This window comes from Ktedonospora formicarum (assembly GCF_016587355.1).
Classification (GTDB): Bacteria; Chloroflexota; Ktedonobacteria; order Ktedonobacterales; family Ktedonobacteraceae; genus Ktedonobacter; species Ktedonobacter formicarum.
In genome coordinates, this window is record NZ_BNJF01000002.1 from 1,091,203 (window position 1) to 1,112,958 (window position 21,756).

A 21,756-nucleotide genomic window follows, 5' to 3' on the forward strand; every position below is an offset into this window, starting at 1 on the left:
CTTCAATTATGCGCTACTCCTCACCCTGCCAGTGCCAACGTGAATGAGCGCGTACGGCGACCTTGCCATTATGGGTGATGCTCTGTATACGGCTCGCTTCCTGCCCTGTCGTGGGTTGAGGCTCGAACCAACTCTGGATCTCAAGCTTCTCGCCAAAGCGCATGCTCTCCGCGTACTCAATGTCATAGTAGCGCGCGGTTGGTATAGTCTTTTCGGGCTTCAATCCGTTCTGTGCATATGCCTCCCAGGCTGCGTTATCAAGCACCTCGACATACGCGGCATTGTTCATATGCATGGCGACATCCATGTCCGAGAAGCGAACCGTAGCTTCGGTTGTATATGGCTCGCTCTCAGGTGTTGGCGGCATAGCGACCAGAGGTTCCTGGGGACGCGCGTTGTCGAGATGCCAGATCTCAGCGGTGCGTTCTGGTAGACGCCTCGGTCGCCCATTTTTATCAACGAAGACCCAGAGTGAGTTCGCGCTCACAACTGGTTCTTCTTGTGCTTCCCCCGCGATATAGGCTTCATAACCGCGTTGGGCTGTGATGCGTGTAAAGCCAATGCCGAACGTCTTCAGATCAAGCCTGGTATGGATCTTAATTGGAGCTGTGAAAGAGATAATGGTCCGCTTTACAATCCAGTAACCCTCTGCCTCTAGCTGCACATCTTCTGTATCCAGGGCCGCGATATCTTGCATATAGCGCAAGAATGCCGCCGGTGTGAGATTCCCATAGCAGTCGCACTCGTCATAGCGTACAGTGTGTGTTTGATGAAACTCGCGTCTCATTCCCCCGTCCTTTATCCTTAGTTTTTGTTCTGTTTCAGATTATAGCATTAATCTGGATGCGGCCCCGCGTTTGGCGCTGGCTGTAGTATTACAACTGTGAGGATGTTAAGTCTCAGAGAGAAGCGCTATGTCACACAGCTTTCAAGCAATGCCATGATTAAGAAACCTCTGCCATCTGAACAGGGAGGCACTCCATCCACGCTTGAGCCAACCTCATTTCGCCATCTGCGCATTGCGACCGCACTGGTATTGAGTGTCCTGGTTATTGGCACAATTGGTTATATGCTCATCGAGCATCTCTCGTTTCTTGTCGCGCTCTATACCACGGTCGATATGATGACGACGATTGGTAGTGGTACCTACCCTACTACTGATGTGGGTCGGATCTTTACGCTTCTGATTATTGTATTAGGCGTTGGTGCAATGCTTTATACCTTCGCGGTTGGCATGGAGTATTTATTAGAAGGGCATTTTAATCAGGCGGTCAGGAGGCGTTTGATGGATAAGAAGATCGCGGAACTGCGTCAGCATTATATTATTTGTGGCTTCGGGCGCGTCGGCGTGCAAATCGCGGAAGACTTTGTCAGTGAGCAGAGATCCTTTATTGTGCTCGATGGTGATGAGCGCAATATTGACTTGTGTCTGCGGCGCGGTTATCTGGCCCTGCAAGGTGATGCTACACGCGATGATTTACTGCGTGAGGCGGGGATTGCTCATGCGCAGTGTGTGCTGGTGGCGACCGATAATGACGCGCATAATATCTCTATTACCCTTTCCGCACGACATCTCAACAATAAACTCCTGATTGTCGCGCGCGCTAACCATGACGAGACGGTGATCAAACTTAAGCTCGCTGGCGCTGATCGCGTCCTCTCCCCTATGCTATCAGTGGGCACTATATGGCTCATATGACTTTTGAACCCGCGATGTTTGAGCTTTTTGATACGGTAATGAGTGGCGGTCGAGTTAATTTAGAGGTGGAAGAGATCGCGCTTTCGCCCCACTCGCGCCTTATTGGCATGGCTATGACGGATGCGCAAAACCAGCTTTTGCATAGCGGTATGGTTCTTGTCGCGCTCAAGCGTGGAGAGCAAGTGTTGATGAGGACCGCCGCTGATCTCACTATCAAGCGAGGCGACGTGGGGGTGATAACCGGCTTGCCAGACCAGTTGGCTACCTTTCGCTCCAAGCAAGGCGCTAGCTAGTATCGCCTCACGATCGCCCCGCCGTTTTTGTCTGTTCTCTTCTTGACAAAACTACCCTGGACGCGTTATTATAGTTATAAGTTGATATTGTAGATCAAGAATATCAAAATTGAGCATGGGTGCGAGGGTCCTTGGTGCTGATATGTGGAGCGTTATTGTTTGAAAGGCAGGTAGGCTATGCGATTCTCTAGAACTTTGAGGGAGGCTATAGTATGGCTACAATAGACATCGCTCTCGCAGGTAAAAAGGTCCTGGTAGTAGAAGAGGATATTGATGCGGGATTTGCTCTTGTGCAAACATTGAAAGCCGAGCCTACCTGTCAGGTTATCTTCGCTACCAGCGCGCTTCAAGCGTTTAAGATCATAGGGACCACTTTGCCCGACCTCTTTCTGGTGAATGCTCATCTTACTGGCAGCGATGGAAATTCATTCATCAAGCACCTGCGTTTGCTGTCGCTTCGTGAGCGAATTCCGATCATCTTCCTGTCAGATGACAATTCACTCTGTTTTCCTTTCCCACGGAGCGCTGTTTCTCTCCAGAAGCCTTTCAAGGAGCAGGCGCTACTAACCTCTATTGGTGCCCTGCTTAAATATAATCACGTGTAATCATTTGCTTCTTCATGCATCTTGATATCATGGGTACAAGGGAGGGTTCCTACATGCCATAAGTTCATATGGGAGCCCTCCTGCACTTCGTTAATATCGTCATTCTAAATGATGCTTCTTGCAATATCCTGCCCTACCTCCATAGGTTGTAGCCACGCTTTCACTCCATTGGCCAGTGCAGCGCTTCTCCACAGACACGAATAATTTATGCTTGGCGTTTGTTGTGTATAGTGACGGAATATATCTACAACATCTTGAAGGATAGAAGCTATGGCATTCCCACTTTCTGTGCTGGATCTCTCTATGATTGATTCCGGCTCCAATAGCACTCAGGCACTATACAACACAATTAAGCTGGCACAATTGGCGGATCGTTTAGGTTTTACGCGTTACTGGTTGGCGGAGCATCACAATACAAATATGCTGGCAAGCTCATCGCCAGAGATTATGATTGGGCATGTAGCACAAGCTACGGAGCATATTCGTGTTGGCTCCGGTGGCGTGATGCTTCCCAATCATTCGCCGCTCAGGGTGGCTGAATCCTTTCGCGTTCTGGAAGCGCTTCACCCCGGACGCATCGACCTGGGAATTGGTCGTGCGCCAGGCACTGATCCTAAGACCGCCCTGGCTTTGCGCCGCTCGCGCGATGCCATGAACGCCGATGACTTCCCTGAGCAGCTCGCCGAGTTGCGCGCTTTCGCCAATGCCGGAGATGAGTTCCCAGAGGGCCATCCCTTCCGTTCGGTGAAGGCAACGCCTGATGATGTTGAACTTCCTCCCCTCTGGCTCCTGGGTTCCAGTGACTTTAGCGCCCAGGCGGCAGCGCTGCTGGGTGTTGGTTTTTCCTTCGCGCACCACATCAACCCCAATTTTGCCGTTCCTGCTATTTCTCTCTATCGCACGGCGTTCGAGCCTTCCGAGCACCTCAAGGAGCCGAAGGTTATCCTGACGACGACGGTTGTGTGTGCCGAGACGGATGAAGAGGCTGAGGATTTGTCGGCTTCAATGGCGCTAGCCTGGGTGCGCCTGCGCAGCGGTAAGCCCGCGCCCCTGCCCAGCCCTGAAGAGGCGAAGGCTCATGTTTATAGCGCCTTTGAGCAACAGATTCTCCGTGAGTACCACAATCGGCGACAGATGGTTGGGCGTCCCGAAGTCGTTCGCGAGCGGCTTATCAATCTCGTAGAGGAGACTGAGGCCGACGAACTGATGATCTCCGCAATGATCTACGGCTACGAGAACCGGGCCCGCACCTATGAGCTGCTTGCCAAGGCTTTCGATCTAAAATCACCCATTCCCGCAAAGTAATGATAAGGGAAGGAGTTGACGTCAACCCCTTCCTTTGCTAGCATCTCCTAGCGCCATAAATACTCATTCAAGCCCAATCCCTCATATGCAGGCTTTGAATTTTAGCTGACGTTGCGCCTCCTTGAGAGCTCATGTGTAGAGGTAGTAGGTACTCTAGAAGTAGTAATGCATCTATCTCTACTCACTTGCCGATTGGCTGAGTTTGAAAGGAGCCTACGTATGTTTCAGTCCATTCTCGTCCCGCTTGATGGCTCGACTCGCGCGGAGGAAGCGCTACCACTGGCAGCTCGACTCGCGCGCGCGATGAATTCCTCATTGATTCTGTTGCGAGTGCTGCTACCCGAGGAGATGCATATGCATTTACGCGCGCATGTAGAGAGTCACAAGGTCGAGCATCTACGTGAAACATGTCTTGAAGAGGCCCTGAATTATCTTAAGCGCATCGGCGAAGAGGGACAACTGCGAGGTATCCCAACCACTGCCAGCGCTGTTATTGGTAATCCCGGTGACATGATCCTGCGCGCTGCCCAGGAGCATATGGCGCAACTGATCGTCATGCGCAGTCATGGGCAGGCTGCGCATGCACGCTGGCTTCTGGGTAGTGTTGCCCAGCATGTTGTACGCTATAGCCCGATCCCTACCCTGGTCACGCCCAACATCTGCATGTCTTTCGTGCATCACTATGAGAACCCCCAGCACACGCCCCATATCCTGGTCGCGCTCGATGGCTCATCCCTTTCTGAGTCCGCGCTTCTCCCGGCCGCCCGACTGGCCCATGCCCTCGCCCACCCGCGGAAGGGCCATATTCACCTGACCTGCGCTGTCCGCACCCAAACTGCGAATAGCCGCGCTAATAAGAGGCAAATTGACGCGCAGAACTCCCAGGCCCGCGACGAAGCTATGGCCTATCTACAAAGTATCGAAGCCCGTTTTCGTGGCGGCGACTTCTGCGATTACTCGCTCACTGCCAGCTCCTCAGTAGTACCCTATACGGCACGGGATGATATCTGGAAGCGCCTTCTTGAGGAGGTCAAGTATATGGGAGAAGGTGATCATCAGGTCTGCGACATCGTCGCGCTGGCGACCCAGGGCAAGGTTGGATTGCAACGTCTACGCGAGGGCAGCGTCACCGAAGATATGCTCAATGCCGCTGCCTGCCCCCTGCTCATCGTGCGCTCTCAGCCCGTCGAAGTAGAACTCTTTACCCATAGTGCTAGTTCCAGGCATCACAAGCACTAAAACCTTAACACAAAGCCACAGGGATCGTCGCATGAGATATGATATGGCCCTGTGGTTTTGTGATTACAAAAAGGAAACCCAGCACAGGTTTAAGTCTGTTTCCCCACCCTGTTCTTGATCATCAATTCTTTGGAGGTAAGCCTTCTGATCTCTATTGCATTGTTGTTGTTAAAAAAGTTTTCGCGAGAACTTATTTTCATCGATGGATTAGATGAAACCTTCTTATAGTAACAATTAAGCGTTTGCCTGTAAGATCAGAATAGCGCTCCTTATAGCACTTTAACCATTGTGTAGTAGCTTGAGCCAGGGGGATAGTCTTCTATGACTCCCACGACTTTATAGCCGTGACGTTCGTAGAAGGTGCGAGCCTGGAACTCATAGGTTGTTAGCAAGACTTTGTGAGCTCCATTTTTCCGGCCTATTTGCTCGATTTGTGTCAGAATCGTACTTCCAAGTCCTTGACCGCGGAGCGTCTCTGAGAGCCAGAAGTCATTTAGTTCTAGCCAGTTCCAGTAAAGCTCAGCTGTAATGCCACCCTGCCACTGATTATCCTTATCTACAACTATGATATGCGCCTTCTTGATTGCTCCTTCAGTTCGAGCTTGTTTATGTGATGGTGAATGTTGATTGTTAAATTCTCGGATGCGCTCATGCAAGTATTTCTCAAACTCAGGATGTGGTTCGAGCGCGGCTTTAATCTGATAACTCATATTGAAATATTCTCTCTGTAAGTTGTCGGAACACCCTGAGACGACCCTGTCCCAGGGTGTTTTATAGATTATTTGTTTTAGCACATAGATTGTTGTAAGGGACTACAACTGGCTAGTCTGTGGTGGCTTCGACTGTTTCGCTGGCGCTAAAGTCACCATGCCAGAGGCGGCGCATCTCTTCACTGCTGGCGAGCAGGTCGTCAAGCTTGCCTTCGGCTTCGATGCGGCCCTCTTTGAGTACAAGGATGTGGTCGGCCCGGCGCAGGACTGAACGTCGATGCGAGACCGCGAGGACGGTGGCGTCCTGTCGCGCGGCGATTCGCTGCCAGAGCAGTGTTTCGGTCTCTACGTCGAGTGCGCTGGAAAGGTCGTCAACGACGTAGAGTTCCGCCGGGCGCACAAACATGCGCGCTGCCGCCGCGCGTTGTATCTGTCCACCAGAGAGGCGCACGCCCCTTGGCCCAATCATGGTGTCCAATCCCTCGCTCATCTCAGCGATATCGGGCTCAAGGACCGCTAGTTCAAGCGCGCGGCTCATGGTCTCCGACTCCTCCTTGACCCCCAGTAGGATGTTTTCGCGCAGGCTGTCGCTGAACATGTGCGGTACCTGCGAGGTATAGGCGCTGAAGGGCGGAACAAAGAATGTCTCGGGCTGCTCGACGCGTGAGCCGTTCCAGGCTATCTCTCCCTGGCTAGGTGGTAGCAGACCCAGCAAGACCTGAAGTAGGGTCGTCTTGCCTGAGCCAATACGACCCGTGACCACGGTAAAGGAACCTCTCTTGAGCGCGAGGTTGATGCCGCTAATGCCGTGCTCCGTATCGGGATAGTGGTAGCCCAAACCTGTCACGTCGAGGCACTGTAAGCGTTTCTCCCCTATAGCAGGCGTAGGCGGTAGTTCCGGAAGTGAACCATGCATATAGAGTGGGCTGACCTCGACCAGTTTGCGTGGGGGCGCACCCTGGAGCAGCGTTAGTAGGCGGTCGATAGAGACGTTCGCCTGTTTGTACGCGGTCGACATGCGCCCAAAGTGGGTGGTAAATTCGGTCATCCAACCCAGGAAGTAGACGAAAAGCGCGAAGTCGCCCACTGTAAAGCTACCACTGTGCATGACCTGTCCTGCCAGAAGCAGGATGATACCTGTTCCAATGCTTACGGTATTGGAGAAGGTTGATTGTAGCACCTGATCAAGCACCTTGTCGCGTACCGTCATGGTCAGGCGAGCGTCATTGAGGCGGCGGAAGTAGGCGACACTCTTATGCTCGGCGTTGGCGATCTGAACCGCCTGGACAGCGCCAAAGAGCTCTCCTAGAAAGCCTGTCACCGCGCCTGTAGCCTTGCGGTTATCTCCACGTCGCTTTCTGATCTGCTCGCCCGCGAATTGCACACAGGCAACAATCACGATCAGCGGCAGGTAGACGATGGCTGTGATCGTGGGGGTGATCCTGAACATAATGACAAAAGCCACGCCCACGAAGATGATAAAGGCTACAAGGTCGTTGAAGCCCATCAGGAAGCTGGAAATATCATCCACATCGTCGCGCAGGCGACTGATTGCCTCGCCGGAGGATGCAGGCAGGGCCCGTGCTCCTGGCTGTCGTAGCACATGGGCGAAGATGTTCTTCTGCAAGAGGGCCGCGCCAACGTACATGAAGGGCGAGTTGGTGATCTGACAGCCTGCCAGGAAGATGATACGTCCCAGGGCTGAGGCCAATAACAAGGCCGCGATGGACCAGAGTAGCTGACTGCTCAGACTATTGGCGGTCAGGCTGTCGAAGAAGCGTTGCACAATCAATCCAACTATCATCTCAAAGATGAAGACCAGGACGATTGAGAGGCAGTTGAGCGCGAAGTACCAGGGCTGGAAGCGAATCAGGTACCAGAAGCAGCGCCAGGCTTTCATTGTAGAACCTCCTCATGAGCGGCGCGAAGCAGGTGTGAGAAGTAGGAATCGTAATCATTCGCGAGTTCGGTACGCGCGCCAAGCTCGCTAATACTCCCCTTGTCCAGCACCATGATGCTATCGGCGCGTTGGACCGTGCTCAGACGGTGCGCGATTATTATCGCGGTTCGCCCCTTGAGCAGCTTATCAATAGCTTGCTCCAACAGGCGCTCGGTGGCGGGATCGAGACGTGATGAAGCCTCGTCGAGAATGACGACCGATGGATTACGCAGGAAGACGCGTGCGAAGGCCAATAATTGAGCCTCACCTGCTGAGAGTCCACCACCGTTGCTCGCGAGCATTGTGTCTAGCCCTTCCGGTAATTCCTTATACCATTGACCCATGCCAAGTGTCTCGATGGCCTGAATGATGCGCGTGTCGTCGATGCTCTTGTCGAAGAAGGTGAGATTGTCGCGCACACTGGCATGGAAAAGCTGTACGTCCTGGGTGACCATGCCAACCAGATTGCGCAAGTCGGCACGCTTGGCGGCGCGGATATCCTGTCCGCCCAGGCGAATAACCCCGCTTGCAGGATCATACAGACGGAAGAGCAGGCGCGTGATCGTTGTTTTTCCGCTACCAGTGCGCCCTAGCAAACCTAGCACTTTTCCTGCCTCGACGCGGAAGGCCAGGTTTCGCACGGTCAGGTCTTCCTCACCATAGCCAAAGGAGACATCCTCGAACTCGACGTCCAACGCGCCCTCTGGAAAGGTCGCGCCGGGACCGTCCTCAAGCTCGCTCTGCACCTCAAGCATTTCGCGGATACGGATAAAGCCCGCGCTTGCCTTCTGGAAGTCGTCCAGCTGGTCCGTGATAGCCTGGATGGGCTGGAAGATAAGTTGGGTGTAGAAATAGATCAAGAAGGCCATACCGAGAGACATCTCATTCCGGCTGTAAAACCAGGCGATAACAAGGAAGGCAACCATTGTTCCCATGAGTGAGGTTATAATCGGCATGGTCCATACGGCGACCGACATGACTCTGGCGGTGCGCCCGGTGCGAAAGCGCTGGCGGGTATGCCTGTAGAGGCGGAGCATTACATACTCCTGAGCTCCACTTGAGCGAATATCCTCGGTGCCGTGCAGGCGCTCTTCGAGGAAGCCGAAGAGTTCGGCGGTACTCTGGCGAAAGGCTTTCCAGTACTTGACCGCGATATTGCGCGCGCTGGCGATGAGCAGGAGCGCGATAATGGTAAAGAGGATCAGCGCTATGCTTGCCTGCCAGTCCTGAAAGGCAAGGACAATCAGGACACCCAGTAAGAGCAGCAGGTTGCCAACAATCTTGATGATGAATTGGGAGAAGAAGTTGGCCAGCGCTGTGACGTCACCATCGACACGCTCGATAAGTTCGCCGGGTGTATGACGCTTATGGAAGCCCATGTCCAGCGTGACGAGGTGCTCTGTAAGATCCAGGCGTAAGGCGTTTGTAGCGGACCAGCCTACGCGTTCGCTGAAGTAGGTCGCGAAGATCTTGACGATCTGTTGCACCAGTGCCACACCGATAAAGAGGAGCGCGACTCCCAAGATACCATTTTGTACACCAGTAGACGTGATGGTATCAATAAAAATGCGGAGGAGTTGTGGATTGACGATTTGCAGCGCAATGTCACCACAAAGTAATATCGCCAGGATAATGACCAGCCTCCATTGTGGAGCGAGGTATGTTGCGAGCAGTTGGCGATAGCCCTTAAGATGCATGATGGTCCCTTCCAGGTCTCTTTGGAGTATTGTCGTTATGTACGAAACCGTTAAGATCGACCGTTAGCAAACATGCTAAAACGGGATGGTGGGCGCGTAAAGGCAGGTGACGCCCCTATACAAGTGGATAAATGCCCACGGAGATGTCGAATAACAAGGGATTTGAGGTGGTGCCGTGGGCGTTGACCATCTTGTGCCCACAGCCTGAGTAGCATATCTAATTGAAGCGGTCAGGACACTTCAATGTAGAGAGAAGCGGCAAAAAGGGCATAGTATGGCCTTGGACAAAAGGATTAATGCCCACACGTGCCGTAGCCATGGCACGCTCCGTTACCATACAATAAACCATGTAGTTGCCTCTCCAGAGTGGATGTTTATTACAAACTAATCAATTGAAGCTCTTTAAGAGTAACATGAACTTCCCCTTCACGTCAAGGGCGATTTGAAAGCCCCGCGTAGCTTTCCAGTTCTCCCCTGACAGATGGCATCGGCCCACTTTGCGGATTCTGGGAAGCAGGAAGGCGTGAATGTAAATATATGCTAAATGTTTTTATCTCAGGCTCCGAGAATACGATGAATTCCATTGACAAGGCCATATTCTTGGGCTATGCTCCTTGTAGAAAATAAACAGAGACTCTGTTTGTAAATGAGAGAGAGAATAGGGATATGACAGCGATCATTGAAGTAGAGAGCCTGACCAAGCGTTATGGAAGTAAGCGTGGCATTAGTGACGTTTCCTTTCAAGTGCAAGAGGGAGAGGTCTTTGGTTTTCTCGGTCCCAATGGCGCGGGTAAAACAACCACCATTCGCCTGCTGATGGCGCTATTGCGCGCCAATTCAGGTCAGGCGCGAATCGCTGGACTTGATGTCTGGCGGCAGTCTGTAGAGGTCAAACGTTTGATCGGCTATCTGCCGGGTGAGCTCGCGCTTGATCCTAATCTGACTGGTCGGCAGATTCTAGAGTACTTTGGGCACCTGCGTGGAGGCGTCGATCAGGTCTATCTCAAGCAACTGATCGCGCGCCTGGACTTCGATCCGAGCCGTAAGTTTCGCCAGTATTCCAGCGGCAATAAGCGCAAGCTAGGTATCATTCAAGCTTTTATGCATCGTCCTCGCCTGCTGATTCTGGATGAGCCTACTAGCGGACTGGACCCACTGAATCAGCAGGAGTTTGATCGCATGGTGCTGGAAGTGCGCGACGATGGGCGCACGGTATTCCTCTCCTCTCATATCCTGACCGAGGTGGAGCAGACCTGTAATCGGGTCGCTATCATCCGTGGGGGACAACTCGCGCGGGTGGGTCTCATCGAAGAATTGAAGGATATCAAGCATCAGGAGATGACCATTGTCTTTGCCAGTGCGGTGCCTGTGGAAGTCTTCAAGGGACTTGAAGGCGTGGAGCAGGTGGAGGCGCTGGCAGATGGACGTACGCTGCGGATCGCTGTACAGGGGCAGGCCGATGCGGTCATCAAGGAAGCGGCACGGTATTCTGTCGTGAGCCTTAGCAGCCACGAACCCAGCCTGGAAGACATTTTCATGCGCTACTACGAAAGTGACGGCGTCGCCGCCAGGGAGGCCAGTCATGTGGTTCACTAGTGTCTATCTCAAAACCTTACGCGAGGCGCGAATCGCTATTCTTGGTTGGGGTCTGGGCATGGGCTTGCTACTCTTCGCGGTCCTGTCCGCTTTCCCCTCGCTGGTAGAGACTCCTGAGGCTCGGGCGTCGCTTGTCAGCCTCTCTAGCTCATTCACCTGGCTCGCCGAACCGGTCGCCGTGGATACGCCCGGCGGCTACGCCACCTTTAAATATGGCTTTACCATCCTGCTGATGGCTGTCTGGCCTCTGCTTGTGTGCAGTCGTATGCTGAGGGGCGAAGAAGAGCGTGGCTCTCTCGATGTCTTGCTCTCGCTTCCGCGTGGGCGGATGCGTGTCGCATTGGAGAAGCTAGCCGCTCTCTGGACCGCTTTGCTGGGCATGGGGCTGCTGATTGGACTCCTGGCCTTCGCAGGTGGTCAGAAGGTCAGCGCGGACTTTGGTCTGGGAGATGCCCTGCTCTTTGGTTTGAACGTGGTGCTTGCTTGCGGCGTCTTTGGATCGCTTGCCCTGTTGCTCTCCCAATTCACACAGGAACGAGGCGCGGCGTCTGGTATTACGGGCGGTCTATTGTTGATCGCGATCATGGTGGATATGATTCACCGGGTCATCCCTGATACCGAATGGATTAGCCGCTTCTCGCCTATCTATTACTATAATTTGAGTCGACCGCTTGTATCAGGTTTTGGGACTAATACTGGCGGCTTATTGATCTTGCTGGCATTGAATGTGGTGCTGTGCGGCGCAGCGCTAGGACTCTTCGTGCGGCGTGATGTAGGCGGAACGGTAGCTCTGCCCCGCTTCTTGCGGTTACCAGAGCGCGCGGCGCGGACAGAACGGGCGCTCCCCGCGAATGCCTGGTCGCTACGCTCGGTCTATACGCGCAGTCTAGGGATGATCGTAAAACCTGCCTGCTGGTGGACACTGGGTATCGCCGGGTTTGCCGCGTGGATGATTGTGATTGTCAAGCAAACAGAGCAACAACTATCAAAAATATATGAGAGCTCACCACTGTTGAGCGGCATTCTCTCGAAGGTTGGCGGTGGAGACTCGGGCATGAATGCCACACTACTCAGTGCCCTGTTTGCCTTTTTACCGCTCTTGCTGATGGCTTTTGCCATAACCCAGGCTACACGTTGGTCCGCCGATGAGGAGGAGGGCCTGCATGATCTGGTGCTGGCGACGCCGCAGTCACGTCTGCGGGTTCTGCTGGCACGCTTTGGTGCGCTTACGACCGCGACGGTGTTTATGGGAGTAGTGACGCTGGGCGCGACAACGCTGGCTTCGCTAGCTACCGGCCTCAAGTTGGACTGGGGCAACCTGTCTGCCGCGACACTCTCAATCATTCCATTGGGCCTACTCATGGCTGCTCTGGGCTATCTCTTTGCTGGCTGGTTGCGGACAGTAGTGGATACTGGCCTCTTGAGCTTCTTACTGGTAATCTGGTTCTTCATCAGCTTTGTTGGTCCTGAGTTGAACTGGTCAGAGACAACGTTGAGGTTCTCAGCTTTCTATTACTATGGCACTCCTCTCTTGCATGGTCTCCCGCTTATGGATACATTGGGAGTGTTGCTGGTGACTGCTATGGCACTGGTCCTGGCTTCGATCCGTTTTGTCCGTAAAGATATCGCACGGTGAGAATGAGTGAGTGCGCGCAAATAGCGCGTGACTTTCAGAAGGAAAGGATGTGCTCATGGCAGAAGCACGCTCGCGTGGTAGCACTCACAACTCGCGCTGGATCAAGGCGACGCCTGAAGCGCTCTATCGAGCCTTTACCGATCCAGTGGCCCTGGCGACCTGGATGGCACCGGGCGATATGACCGGAGAGGTTCATAGCTTCGATCATAGGGTTGGTGGCGGGTATCGGATGTCATTGTACTATCCATTAACGGACACAAGTGCACGTGGCAAGACATCTGAGAGAGAAGATAGTTATACCTCGCGCTTTGTGGAACTGGAACCACCACGAAGGATTGTTGAAGCCATTACTTTTGCTTCAGCCGATCCAGCCTTCACTGGAGAGATGATCATGGAAATCACATTGGAGGCCGAAAACGGCGGAACAATGGTTACCATGACTTTCAAGGATATTCCAGTGGGCATTCGACCCGAGGACAACGAGGTTGGTACAGAGTCATCTCTTGCGAAACTGGCTCAATATGTTGAATAGGTAAGAGGCAAGATGGATGTGCTTGCTGTCGGCAAGCACATCCATCTTGTTTTCTTGTTTATACGTGGCTTGAGAGTTGTGTATTAGACGGCCGGTTCGGGTGTTGGGAGCGTGGCGTGCCTGACGCGATGATTCAGGGTGGTGGCAATGGCAAGCAGGATCAGCCATGCTCCCAGGATGAGGGCGCTCCATTGCGCTCCAACTATCTGAATGAGAAGCCCACCGAGAATAGCTCCCAACGATTGCGCGCCCTGCGTTACAAGCTGAACAGTGCTGCTCATACGTCCGCGCATGGTGTCTGGTGTCGCTGTGAGGCGGTAGGTGTCGAGCGAGATGTTATAGATTGGACCAACTAACTCCTCGGCTGCCGCGATGAGACACATGATGAAGGCGTTGGGCGCGATGGCGTAGAGTGGGAACATCAGAGCTTCGAGCCAGAGCATGCTGATGGCGATCTTGCCAAAGGGAAAGCGCTGGCGTGCCCAGTGGCTCGCGATGTTTCCTAACAGCGCACCCACCGCCGCACCAGTGAAGATGAAGCCTATACCGCTGGGTGAGGTATGCAGGTTTTGCGCCAGAATCAGGATAACAAGATAACCCGCGCCATACCGAAGACTATCCGCGCCATTGATGATGGTAAGGAAGCGCAATAGTGGCTGCCGCCAGAGCCAGGTGAAGCCCTCGGTGATAGTCTGATGCAACGATTGGCGGGGAGATGCTTCAGATTCGCTCTGGAAGCGCCCACGTATGAAGCTCAGTGAGAGTACCGACGCGCCAAATGAGATGCCGTTTGCCAGGAAAGGGAAGACGTTGCCAATACTATAGAGCGTGCCACCAATAAGCGAACCGAAGGTGCGCACGCAGGAATAGGCTACCTGGGCTTGCGAGAGCGCGACCGGCAATTGCTTGCGCGTCACGACATTAGGTAGTGCGGCGGTATTCGCGACGCTAAAGAGCGTTCCAAACGCGCCAGCGAGCGTCACAGCGATGTAGATCTGCGCCATGCTCAAAACATGTAGCCAGTAGGCTAGTGGAATGCTGAGAGTGAGCAGCATGCGACCTGCGTCACAGACCAGCATGGTTCTTTTACGGTCCCACCGATCAACCAGAGCGCCAGCGAGAGGGCTGACTACCAGCACGGCTATGGTGTTCAGGCTGACGGCGATACCCGCCTGGATGGTTGAGCCTGTGATAGCCAGGATGAGCAGCGGTAGCGCGATAAATTGTTGTTGATTACCGAGGTAGGATACAATCTGCCCGCTTTGCAAGAGCAGATAGTTGGGATTACGCCAGAGGGGAGGCGTGTGGGTCTTGGTTTCGTGCGACATGAGATAACTCCATTCACAAAAAGAGCATTATAAAAAGCCATGGGCGACACCTGCTGGCACGTGCCACGGACTTCTAGCCCTTGCGAGATGGAGGGCAAAATAATAGCCGTAGGCGAGACCAGTTTGTGTCACCCACGGCCTGTGTATTGGATACGCTGCTTAGCTTCGTGTTAGCGTCCACACCAAAAAAGGCATAGTACGGCCCTGGGCGACACGAAGCGCCTTGACAGGTGCGTAGACACAGCCGGGTGCGTTCAAGCGCCATCCCCGAATGTGCCGCGTTGTCGCGAGAGTCATACTGATCCCCTTTCATCAAGTTCTTATTGGATAATGGTAACACCGTGCCCTTGCTGCTGTCAACTGGTAGCTAAGCATTGTCGATAGGATGCACTGATACATATGGTGGAGAGGTATTGAGTGTATGCATGACATCGGATATTGCCATTCCATCCTTGTTGAATGCATCTATAGTAATGTATAGTATTCATAGTAATATATAGTCTCTAAAATCTGTTTGAATATCTTATAGCACCGAAGGAAGGGATGCTATGGAAAAGTTCATGACTTCTGAAGAGATTGCGGAGCTTTTGCATGTTGACCCAGTTACGATTCGACGTCTGGTGAATAAAGGTGAACTCTCCGCCTACCGCATTGGAGCTGATTACCGCTTCGCGCCATCAGACCTTCGGGATTATCTGAAGCGGCAACGCATCACTGCTCAAGCGCAAAGCGATTCAGGTTCTACTTCGCATATCCCCTTCGAGCAGATAGCTCAGCTTTTTGGCAAAATCACGCAGAGTAAACAGTTGAACCCAGTGGGGCCTAAAGACCGCTTTGATAGGTTTACCAAGCGGGCTCGTAATGTTTTAATGCTGGCTCAGGAAGAGGCAATGCGTTTCCAGCATAATTACATTGGCACTGAACACCTTTTGCTGGGTATACTGGCTGAAGGCGAAGGTATTGCCAACAAAGTCTTAACCAGCCTTGGCGCTGAGCAGGAGAAAGTTCGCCGTAATGTCGAGCTCATTATTGGTAGAGGTGATCGCGTTGTGCTAGGTATGGTTGGCCTGACTCCACGCTCCAAGAGGGTTATTGAACTCGCAGTTGATGAAGCACGTAAACTCAATCATCATTTCGTTGGAACGGAGCACTTGCTTCTGGCACTCATACGAGAAGGTGAAGGCATCGCTTCAGCAACCTTGGAGCAACTAGGTATTCAACTAGAGCAAGTGCGTGCGGAGACGCTTCGGATAATTAAGCAGAATCCACAAGGGTTAGAGGAAGAGGAGCAGTCCACGTCACCGAGTCCGGAAGAAGCGGCGGCATTGCTGGCTGGAGGTGAACTTACGCTTAACTGTCCTTCCTGTTCCTCACCATGTGCTACCAGCTTTCATTACTGCTATAACTGTGGTCAGGCATTGAAGCAGGCAGAAGGGGCGGACGAGAGCGAAGGGTAGAAAGAAAAGGAAATATGTTATTGATGGAAGCAAAGAGCAGACGCTTTGGTGATTTGACCTATCAAGAAATTGCCAGATGCGCTCAACAGGGCTGGTTAGCGATCATTCCAACTGGTTGTACGGAGCAGCAGGGGCCTCATCTTCCAGTTGATTTTGATACGTGGTTTGCTGAAACGCTTATGGTCGCAGCCGCAGAAAAAGCGGCGCTAGATTTCGCAGTTCAGGCTGTTGTATTACCGGCGATGCCCTTTGGACCAACGCCAGAGCACCGCAATTTTGGTAGTGGTTTTATTGATGTGCCAGTCGATTTGCATAACGCTTTGATCGAAGCAACTTTGACATCATTAGCGGCACAGGGATTTAAGCGCATGGTCATCTGGCGAGGCTGTGGCGGTCATGCTCTGAGTGATGTTGTCGAGCGTTTTAATCAGAGGTTCCAGGGCAAAGCACAGGTGTTCTTACCATCTCATCCCTTTCATGCGATTTGGTGCCGGCTAGCTGACCCCGAGATCCCAGTAGGGCATGCTGATAGCTTTACCACGTCTGTTTCTCTCTATCTGCGTCCAGCATCCGTTCGCAAAGAACTAATCACCAATCCCCATTCCACAGAGGTTGACTGGAGTGATCCCAATCTGGATTTTACGCACTATACCTCTACCGGTGTGATTGGTGATCCAACGCACGCGAGTGCTGAGTTGGGGAAGCAATTGTGGGAAGCTGTTGTTGCAGAAGCCGCTCAAACACTGCAAGAGGCAGCATCTCTCGGAAATGATGTGGAGTAAGTATAAATAATTCCCCATCAAAGGCACCACTACCTTTGATGGAGAATTAGTGCGAAAGCACAGGTTTTAGAGAGATTCCTCTTTAGTAGACAACGAGTTTTGTATTCGCGCTGGAGTTCTGGTAAACCCAGAGCATCTGATTGGTTGGTAGGTTTACGCAACCGTGGCTACCAGTTCCAGCGTCACTATCGTGACTTGAATCCTCATGGGGAAATTGCGTTCCGGGTCCGTAATCCTTGCGCCACCAGGAGTCATGAACATAATAACCCTGCGCGCGGAACTCGACTGCGTAGTTGATCGTGACTGGTTTGTAGTAATCGGGTGAACCAGGTGGGTCGAAGGAGGTGAAGGGTACGTTAGTAAGGTGTGTGCTCAGACTCCATAAGCCGGGAGGTGTAGGACGATTGGCGCGCCCTGTCGTGACGAGGAACGAGCGCACCAGCTTTCCATTTTCATATACCCGCATAGCTTGCTCGGTTAACGACACGACCATTACACGTTGCTCCTGTAGATGATAGTATGACAGAATCTGCGTATCAGTAGCATGAGTTTTATTGTAAGGTGTCATATCCTCGGCATTGGCTTCAAGCATGGCGAGATGGAACAAGACATCCTCCACCTCCTGATAGGCACTTGGTCCGACGGTTGAAAGTCTGTTTGTGAGATAGGGTACCGCGCCGTAACCAAGTTCCAGGTTCAGGTAACTGGTGTCCAGTAGGTAATTCTGCTTATCGTAGGGATTGTGCCATTTGTGGGCATTGCCCCAGGACTGGGCTTTATCCTGTAGGGTCTGGACAAGTGTGTAGCCGTTGCCCTGGGCCGCATCGCTCTCTACCGCCACGCGATCCGCGCCAATGGATATAAGAGCGAGAATATAGTCCTGGGTTGTCGCTATCGCTTTGACGCTCTGCTGGCCTGCCTGGTACTTTTGCTGCTGCGTGTGAACGTCCACACCTTTGGCTTTAAGTTGCTTGATCTCATTATTGAGGTCGCTTAGTGCCTTTTGGGCATTTTTTAACATTGCCGGTGTAACGATGTTGTTGTCCTTGATTTCGGAGGAACTCTGATTCCCTTGCTGTGAACCGCGATTCTCACTCTGCGTTTGTCGATCTGCGTTGGTTGCTACACGGTTTGTTATGTTTTTAGTATCAGCGCCACACGCTTGAAGAGAAAGTATGGTGAGAAGAAATATTATAAGTATATATATTTTTTTGTGTTTATGTTGCAGGGGAGCCCCCCACTGTTTCTGGATGCCAAATATACGCATGTCTATGTACTCTCTTGAACTTAACCGTACTGTTTTTTATGTCTCATATATTTCCTCGCTGTAGATATTAAAATGCAACATAATTAGGATAGAGTGGTGGTGCTGCTGTGCGCTTGCTAAAGTGGAGCGTTAAGGCTCCAATATAAGTACTGATAAAGTTCAGCAATTATATTGGAGCCTTGGAGAATGCAGAACAATAAGTTAGAGTGAGCCAGTTAAGTTGTTTTGCGGGCGCGGATGGCGAGGAAGAGGGGGATTTCCTGGTGAGCCAGATTCTCGGCATGAGAGTGTGGTCCCTGGCTGGTGGTCTTATAGGTGGTAATCTCGCGCATCTGGTCAAGCAGGAGTCCGCTTCGAGCTAACCCGTTGACGTAGTGTTCTAGTGGGCGATGGAAGCTGAGAGTTGTGCCTTGAGTCTGACCGGGATAAGGCTTCATTGGAATGGTTAATGGCGTGAGATAGCGATCAATGCGTCGATACTGCAATTTACGGTCCTCTTGCCAACCCCAACCGCTTTGACGAGGGATGCGAAAGCAGGGATGTGTCATGACAATCACTATGCGCCCGCCTCCGCGTAGGGCCCAGGCTACGGCATCCATGATTGGTTGCAACGGATTCATATCCTGTATGCTTAGTAGGAAGACTGCCGCGTCAAATGAGGCTTGCTGAATGCCTGGGATGCGAGCGAGGTAGCGCGCGTCGCCTTGTAGAAATGTTCCTGTATTGCCGTGCCGTTGGCGTGCCAGACGAAGTAGTCTGGGGCTCACCTCGACTCCTACGTAGTTTGCTTGCGTTCGAGCTATATAGGGAGCAAGGACTCCCTGACCTGCCCCGATATCAAGCACATCTTCGCCAGCCTGTAGGTGAAGTAGCTCTAGGAGGGAGGGAATGGCGAGTTGGCGATGATGATGACTGCCATCTTTGCCAACCCAGCCGTCATACCAATGGGCCAGGGGGTCCCAACCCGCGCGTGTGATCTGTTGTGTCTTTGTTGTGAAGTGGGCTTTGTATTGTTTGCGTGCCATGGTTACTCATTCTTTCTGCGGAGGCTACCTCGATAGCAGGTAATTCACCAGAACGACCAGAAAGCGTTAATGGTGCTGTCCGAAGAGGTGTGAGTAATTGATCGAAGTCAGGAATGTACTAGCATCTTCAGGCAGCATCCGCGCTGCTGGATGTTCGCCGCTTCCTGAGAAAGAATGTAGGAGCGTTTAGAAGAAGAGTGTAAAGGGAGTGACCGAGACACCCTGCAATTCTCCGAATCCAGATACAGCGCGTTTGACGCTTCTCTTGATTCGGTTCCTGGTTATACCCATATTGCAAGGCTCTCCTTGTGGACTAATGTAGAAATATACCTGCAAGATGCGCAAGTACAGACCCCATTGTAACCGACAGGAGCGTAAAAAGCAAGAGGTCTGCGCAGTCTAAAACGGAGCATAGGCGAAAGGAAAGCATTGCATTTACATGTAGTGGGGTGGTGAGCTAGGAATTGGCTAAAGCTCAATGCCTACACATGATGAATTATGCGTTCTGGAGATGCTGAGAGGGCGTGGATGTATGATAGGAAGGTTCCTGTCGTACGCCCACACCCTCTTGATTTTTCGTTGTGCTAAAGGTGATCGAGGTGCATAACCTCGAAGGGGAAGCTAAGATCAAAGCGTTCAGGCTGCGCAACAGATATCTCCATTGTGCTGTTTTTCTACGCTGAGTTGCCTTTCAACAATCGGATCCTCAAGCGTGAGCCTGATCTCTGCCCGTCTCTCGACCTCATATGAAATAGTCATGAACCCAAAAGCAACAAACATTATTACACCGATAAGGACCAAAAACAGTATCGCTTCCATCTGAATATCCTTTCTGGTAATGTGAGAACGTGAAGAGGAAATACACACCGCTGACGCGGTCTATAAAGAGTGCTTACTCCACTTTTTATAAGAGTTGTGGGGCTACTCTACTCTATCTAACAAGATAAGGTTGAGTAATATTCCCGCTGAGATTGAAATTTCATTAGCACCTAAATAATTGGTGCTAATACAGTGGGCATGCGGGCGAGGGAGGCTTGTATGGATGTGATCTAGTAGTCAATGTTATGACTCTCTAAATCACATCCCTTCTTTTTAGAATGCTGTGGTAGCTATAAACAAAGGAAAGGATTAGTGCTTAACCCTGTAAAAGTTTGTGGACGAAGCGATATTTTTCCTGCTCTTGAATGTTGCTGCCTCCTTCATGACCGTTGAAGGGGTAGACTCGGAGAGATTTCTCGCCTCCCAGGTGATTATAGACCGCGAAGCCGCTGGAAGGTGGGCAAATAGTATCCATCAAGGCTACCGAGAGCAGGACGGGGCAGGAGATACGCGGAGCGAAGTTAAGGCCATCGAAATAACTCAATGTCCGGTAACTCTCCTCGACGGTGTGGGGGCGGCGCTTCCAGAAATCCACCAGTTCCTGGTAAGGTCCGGCGCTATAGATTTCGATAGAGCGCCGGAAGTGGCAGAGGAAAGGAACGTCGGGCATGGCCGCGACAATGCCTTTATCTTGTGCCAGGGCCGCGACCGCTAACGTTAGACCGCCTCCCTGGCTGCCGCCAGTGATGAAGATGGGACCAGTCTCTGGTCGAGAGCGAACGACGTCGATGGCGCGTACGCAATCCATGTATACATGGCGGTAGTAATAGTGCTCAGGCTGAAGTAGGCCCTTGGTCATGAAGCCTACGAAGCCACCTTCTACATACTGGTGATTATCGGGCGTATCTCCATCCTGCCCGCGCGTATCCACGGCCAGGATCGCGTATCCCTGTAGGGCCCAATGCAAATAGGCGCTGGGTAAGCCACGCCCACCGCTATACCCGTGGTACTGCACAATAGTGGGGATCTTGCCATCCTTCTCGCGGCGGTAGTCCGCTTTAGGAACGAGGTACCAGCCAGCTACACGTGTGCCTTCGCCAAAGCCATTGAAGTGAACATTATAAATATTGACGCGATCCGCGACATATGCATACTCTTCAGTAGGTAGCAACTCGAAACTTGCATCTAGCGGCTGTGCATTGCTTACGGCGAGAGTCTGCTGCCAGAAAGCGTCAAAATCCTCCTGGGCAGTGAGAGCAGGCCGATATTGTTCGAGTTCCTGTAGGGGCATGTCAATAAGCATAAACTAAGTGTTCCTTTCGCGAAATAAGTGGCGCTGGGCCATATTGGGTGTTCTGACGCAGGCTAAAATACTATGCCAGCAGGAGTGTGGGCTGCGAGTGGTTCGGGAAAAATAGTTAAGCCCGGCAGCCGTGATTGACCTGGGCTGGCGGGCCTCAATAAAAGAATACGACATTGTTCCATAAGAGAGCAACCTGTCAAGGGGATAGCCTGCGGTTGGAGCTTATAGATATTCCCCCTCTTTTTGTGTGGCATCGGCCTCAGTGACTATGGGATTTGTGTCAATTTCTAAAGGGGAGGTGGCGAGACTAGAGCGAGCGAAGAGTAGGACCAGGATGCCGAGCGCAATGAAAAAAATAGGAATCAAGAGATACACTAATATCGCTTCCATTAGGACCCTTTCTTTCGTATGAGATACTAAAGCACTGCGCAGGCTAAAACGCTGCGCCTACATTTGTAGGGTTGCGAGCCAAACGCAGGTTAAAGCGCTGCGCAGACATATGTGGGTATTGGTTTTCTGAATGT

At 52.2% G+C, this 21,756-nt stretch carries 21 protein-coding genes; 10 read left to right on the forward strand and 11 right to left on the reverse strand.

Annotated elements, in window-relative coordinates:
- Positions 1 to 13: 13 nt before the first annotated feature.
- Complete coding sequence (locus K3T82_RS23540; RefSeq protein ID WP_220195997.1) at positions 14 to 787, reverse strand: acyl-[acyl-carrier-protein] thioesterase; 774 nt, start codon at positions 785 to 787, stop codon at positions 14 to 16.
- A 153-nt stretch (positions 788 to 940) separates the two neighbouring features.
- Here K3T82_RS23540 and K3T82_RS23545 point away from each other — a divergent pair, with 153 nt between their 5' ends.
- The 5 genes from K3T82_RS23545 (at position 941) to K3T82_RS23565 (ending at position 5,141) form a co-directional block, all read left to right on the forward strand.
- Positions 941 to 1,699, forward strand: coding sequence for a potassium channel family protein (locus tag K3T82_RS23545; protein WP_220195998.1), 759 nt, complete (start codon positions 941 to 943; stop codon positions 1,697 to 1,699).
- Positions 1,687 to 1,992 (forward strand): TrkA C-terminal domain-containing protein, encoded by a 306-nt coding sequence (locus tag K3T82_RS23550; protein ID WP_220195999.1) that lies wholly within the window; start codon positions 1,687 to 1,689, stop codon positions 1,990 to 1,992. The genes K3T82_RS23545 and K3T82_RS23550 overlap by 13 nt, the downstream gene beginning before the upstream one ends.
- Positions 1,993 to 2,204: 212 nt before the next feature.
- Positions 2,205 to 2,597: a response regulator gene (locus K3T82_RS23555; RefSeq protein WP_220196000.1), complete on the forward strand. Its 393-nt coding sequence runs from the start codon at positions 2,205 to 2,207 to the stop codon at positions 2,595 to 2,597.
- Positions 2,598 to 2,867: 270 nt separating this feature from the next.
- Positions 2,868 to 3,902, forward strand: a complete 1,035-nt coding sequence (locus K3T82_RS23560; RefSeq protein WP_220196001.1) for an LLM class flavin-dependent oxidoreductase — start codon at positions 2,868 to 2,870, stop codon at positions 3,900 to 3,902.
- A 219-nt stretch (positions 3,903 to 4,121) separates the two neighbouring features.
- Positions 4,122 to 5,141 carry a universal stress protein gene (locus K3T82_RS23565; RefSeq protein ID WP_220196002.1) on the forward strand — a complete coding sequence of 340 codons (1,020 nt, stop codon included), beginning with the start codon at positions 4,122 to 4,124 and terminating at the stop codon, positions 5,139 to 5,141.
- Positions 5,142 to 5,410: 269 nt separating this feature from the next.
- On the opposite strand, the gene K3T82_RS23570 is transcribed toward K3T82_RS23565, so the two are convergent.
- The 3 genes from K3T82_RS23570 to K3T82_RS23580 all read right to left on the reverse strand — a co-directional run bounded on the left by K3T82_RS23570 (position 5,411) and on the right by K3T82_RS23580 (position 9,487).
- Positions 5,411 to 5,851: a GNAT family N-acetyltransferase gene (locus tag K3T82_RS23570; protein WP_220196003.1), complete on the reverse strand. Its 441-nt coding sequence runs from the start codon at positions 5,849 to 5,851 to the stop codon at positions 5,411 to 5,413.
- A 112-nt stretch (positions 5,852 to 5,963) separates the two neighbouring features.
- Positions 5,964 to 7,751: an ABC transporter ATP-binding protein gene (locus K3T82_RS23575; RefSeq protein WP_220196004.1), complete on the reverse strand. Its 1,788-nt coding sequence runs from the start codon at positions 7,749 to 7,751 to the stop codon at positions 5,964 to 5,966.
- Entirely contained in the window at positions 7,748 to 9,487 is a 1,740-nt protein-coding gene (locus K3T82_RS23580) for an ABC transporter ATP-binding protein (RefSeq protein WP_220196005.1), read from the reverse strand. The genes K3T82_RS23575 and K3T82_RS23580 overlap by 4 nt, the downstream gene beginning before the upstream one ends.
- Before the next feature lie 666 nt (positions 9,488 to 10,153).
- On the opposite strand from K3T82_RS23580, the gene K3T82_RS23585 reads away from it, so the two are divergent.
- From K3T82_RS23585 to K3T82_RS23595, 3 genes are read left to right on the forward strand one after another with little or no spacing between them, the layout of a single operon-like run.
- Positions 10,154 to 11,083 (forward strand): ABC transporter ATP-binding protein, encoded by a 930-nt coding sequence (locus K3T82_RS23585; protein WP_220196006.1) that lies wholly within the window; start codon positions 10,154 to 10,156, stop codon positions 11,081 to 11,083.
- The gene (locus K3T82_RS23590; RefSeq protein ID WP_220196007.1) at positions 11,070 to 12,719 is read left to right on the forward strand and encodes an ABC transporter permease subunit; all 1,650 of its coding nucleotides are present in this window, start codon (positions 11,070 to 11,072) and stop codon (positions 12,717 to 12,719) included. The genes K3T82_RS23585 and K3T82_RS23590 overlap by 14 nt, the downstream gene beginning before the upstream one ends.
- Positions 12,720 to 12,774: 55 nt before the next feature.
- Entirely contained in the window at positions 12,775 to 13,251 is a 477-nt protein-coding gene (locus K3T82_RS23595) for an SRPBCC family protein (protein WP_220196008.1), read from the forward strand.
- 83 nt (positions 13,252 to 13,334) lie between these two features.
- On the opposite strand, the gene K3T82_RS23600 is transcribed toward K3T82_RS23595, so the two are convergent.
- Both K3T82_RS23600 and K3T82_RS23605 read right to left on the reverse strand, forming a co-directional pair.
- A complete protein-coding gene (locus K3T82_RS23600; RefSeq protein ID WP_220196009.1) occupies positions 13,335 to 14,579 on the reverse strand; it encodes an MFS transporter in 1,245 nt (414 codons plus the stop codon).
- A 159-nt stretch (positions 14,580 to 14,738) separates the two neighbouring features.
- Positions 14,739 to 14,876 (reverse strand): hypothetical protein, encoded by a 138-nt coding sequence (locus K3T82_RS23605; protein ID WP_220196010.1) that lies wholly within the window; start codon positions 14,874 to 14,876, stop codon positions 14,739 to 14,741.
- A gap of 251 nt (positions 14,877 to 15,127) precedes the next feature.
- Between K3T82_RS23605 and K3T82_RS23610 the strand changes: the two genes are divergently transcribed.
- Positions 15,128 to 16,036 carry a helix-turn-helix domain-containing protein gene (locus K3T82_RS23610; RefSeq protein ID WP_220196011.1) on the forward strand — a complete coding sequence of 303 codons (909 nt, stop codon included), beginning with the start codon at positions 15,128 to 15,130 and terminating at the stop codon, positions 16,034 to 16,036.
- Positions 16,037 to 16,059: 23 nt separating this feature from the next.
- Complete coding sequence (locus K3T82_RS23615) at positions 16,060 to 16,818, forward strand: creatininase family protein (protein ID WP_236031464.1); 759 nt, start codon at positions 16,060 to 16,062, stop codon at positions 16,816 to 16,818.
- 82 nt (positions 16,819 to 16,900) lie between these two features.
- Here the strand turns inward: K3T82_RS23615 and K3T82_RS23620 are convergent, their stop codons facing one another.
- The 5 genes from K3T82_RS23620 to K3T82_RS23640 form a co-directional block, all read right to left on the reverse strand.
- A complete protein-coding gene (locus K3T82_RS23620; RefSeq protein ID WP_220196013.1) occupies positions 16,901 to 18,085 on the reverse strand; it encodes a L,D-transpeptidase in 1,185 nt (394 codons plus the stop codon).
- Positions 18,086 to 18,300: 215 nt separating this feature from the next.
- Positions 18,301 to 19,110, reverse strand: a complete 810-nt coding sequence (locus K3T82_RS23625) for a class I SAM-dependent methyltransferase (RefSeq protein ID WP_220196014.1) — start codon at positions 19,108 to 19,110, stop codon at positions 18,301 to 18,303.
- A 636-nt stretch (positions 19,111 to 19,746) separates the two neighbouring features.
- Complete coding sequence (locus tag K3T82_RS23630) at positions 19,747 to 19,929, reverse strand: hypothetical protein (protein WP_220196015.1); 183 nt, start codon at positions 19,927 to 19,929, stop codon at positions 19,747 to 19,749.
- A 316-nt stretch (positions 19,930 to 20,245) separates the two neighbouring features.
- Positions 20,246 to 21,232, reverse strand: a complete 987-nt coding sequence (locus tag K3T82_RS23635; protein ID WP_220196016.1) for an acetylxylan esterase — start codon at positions 21,230 to 21,232, stop codon at positions 20,246 to 20,248.
- 222 nt (positions 21,233 to 21,454) lie between these two features.
- Positions 21,455 to 21,622, reverse strand: coding sequence for a hypothetical protein (locus K3T82_RS23640; protein WP_220196017.1), 168 nt, complete (start codon positions 21,620 to 21,622; stop codon positions 21,455 to 21,457).
- Positions 21,623 to 21,756 lie beyond the last annotated feature (134 nt).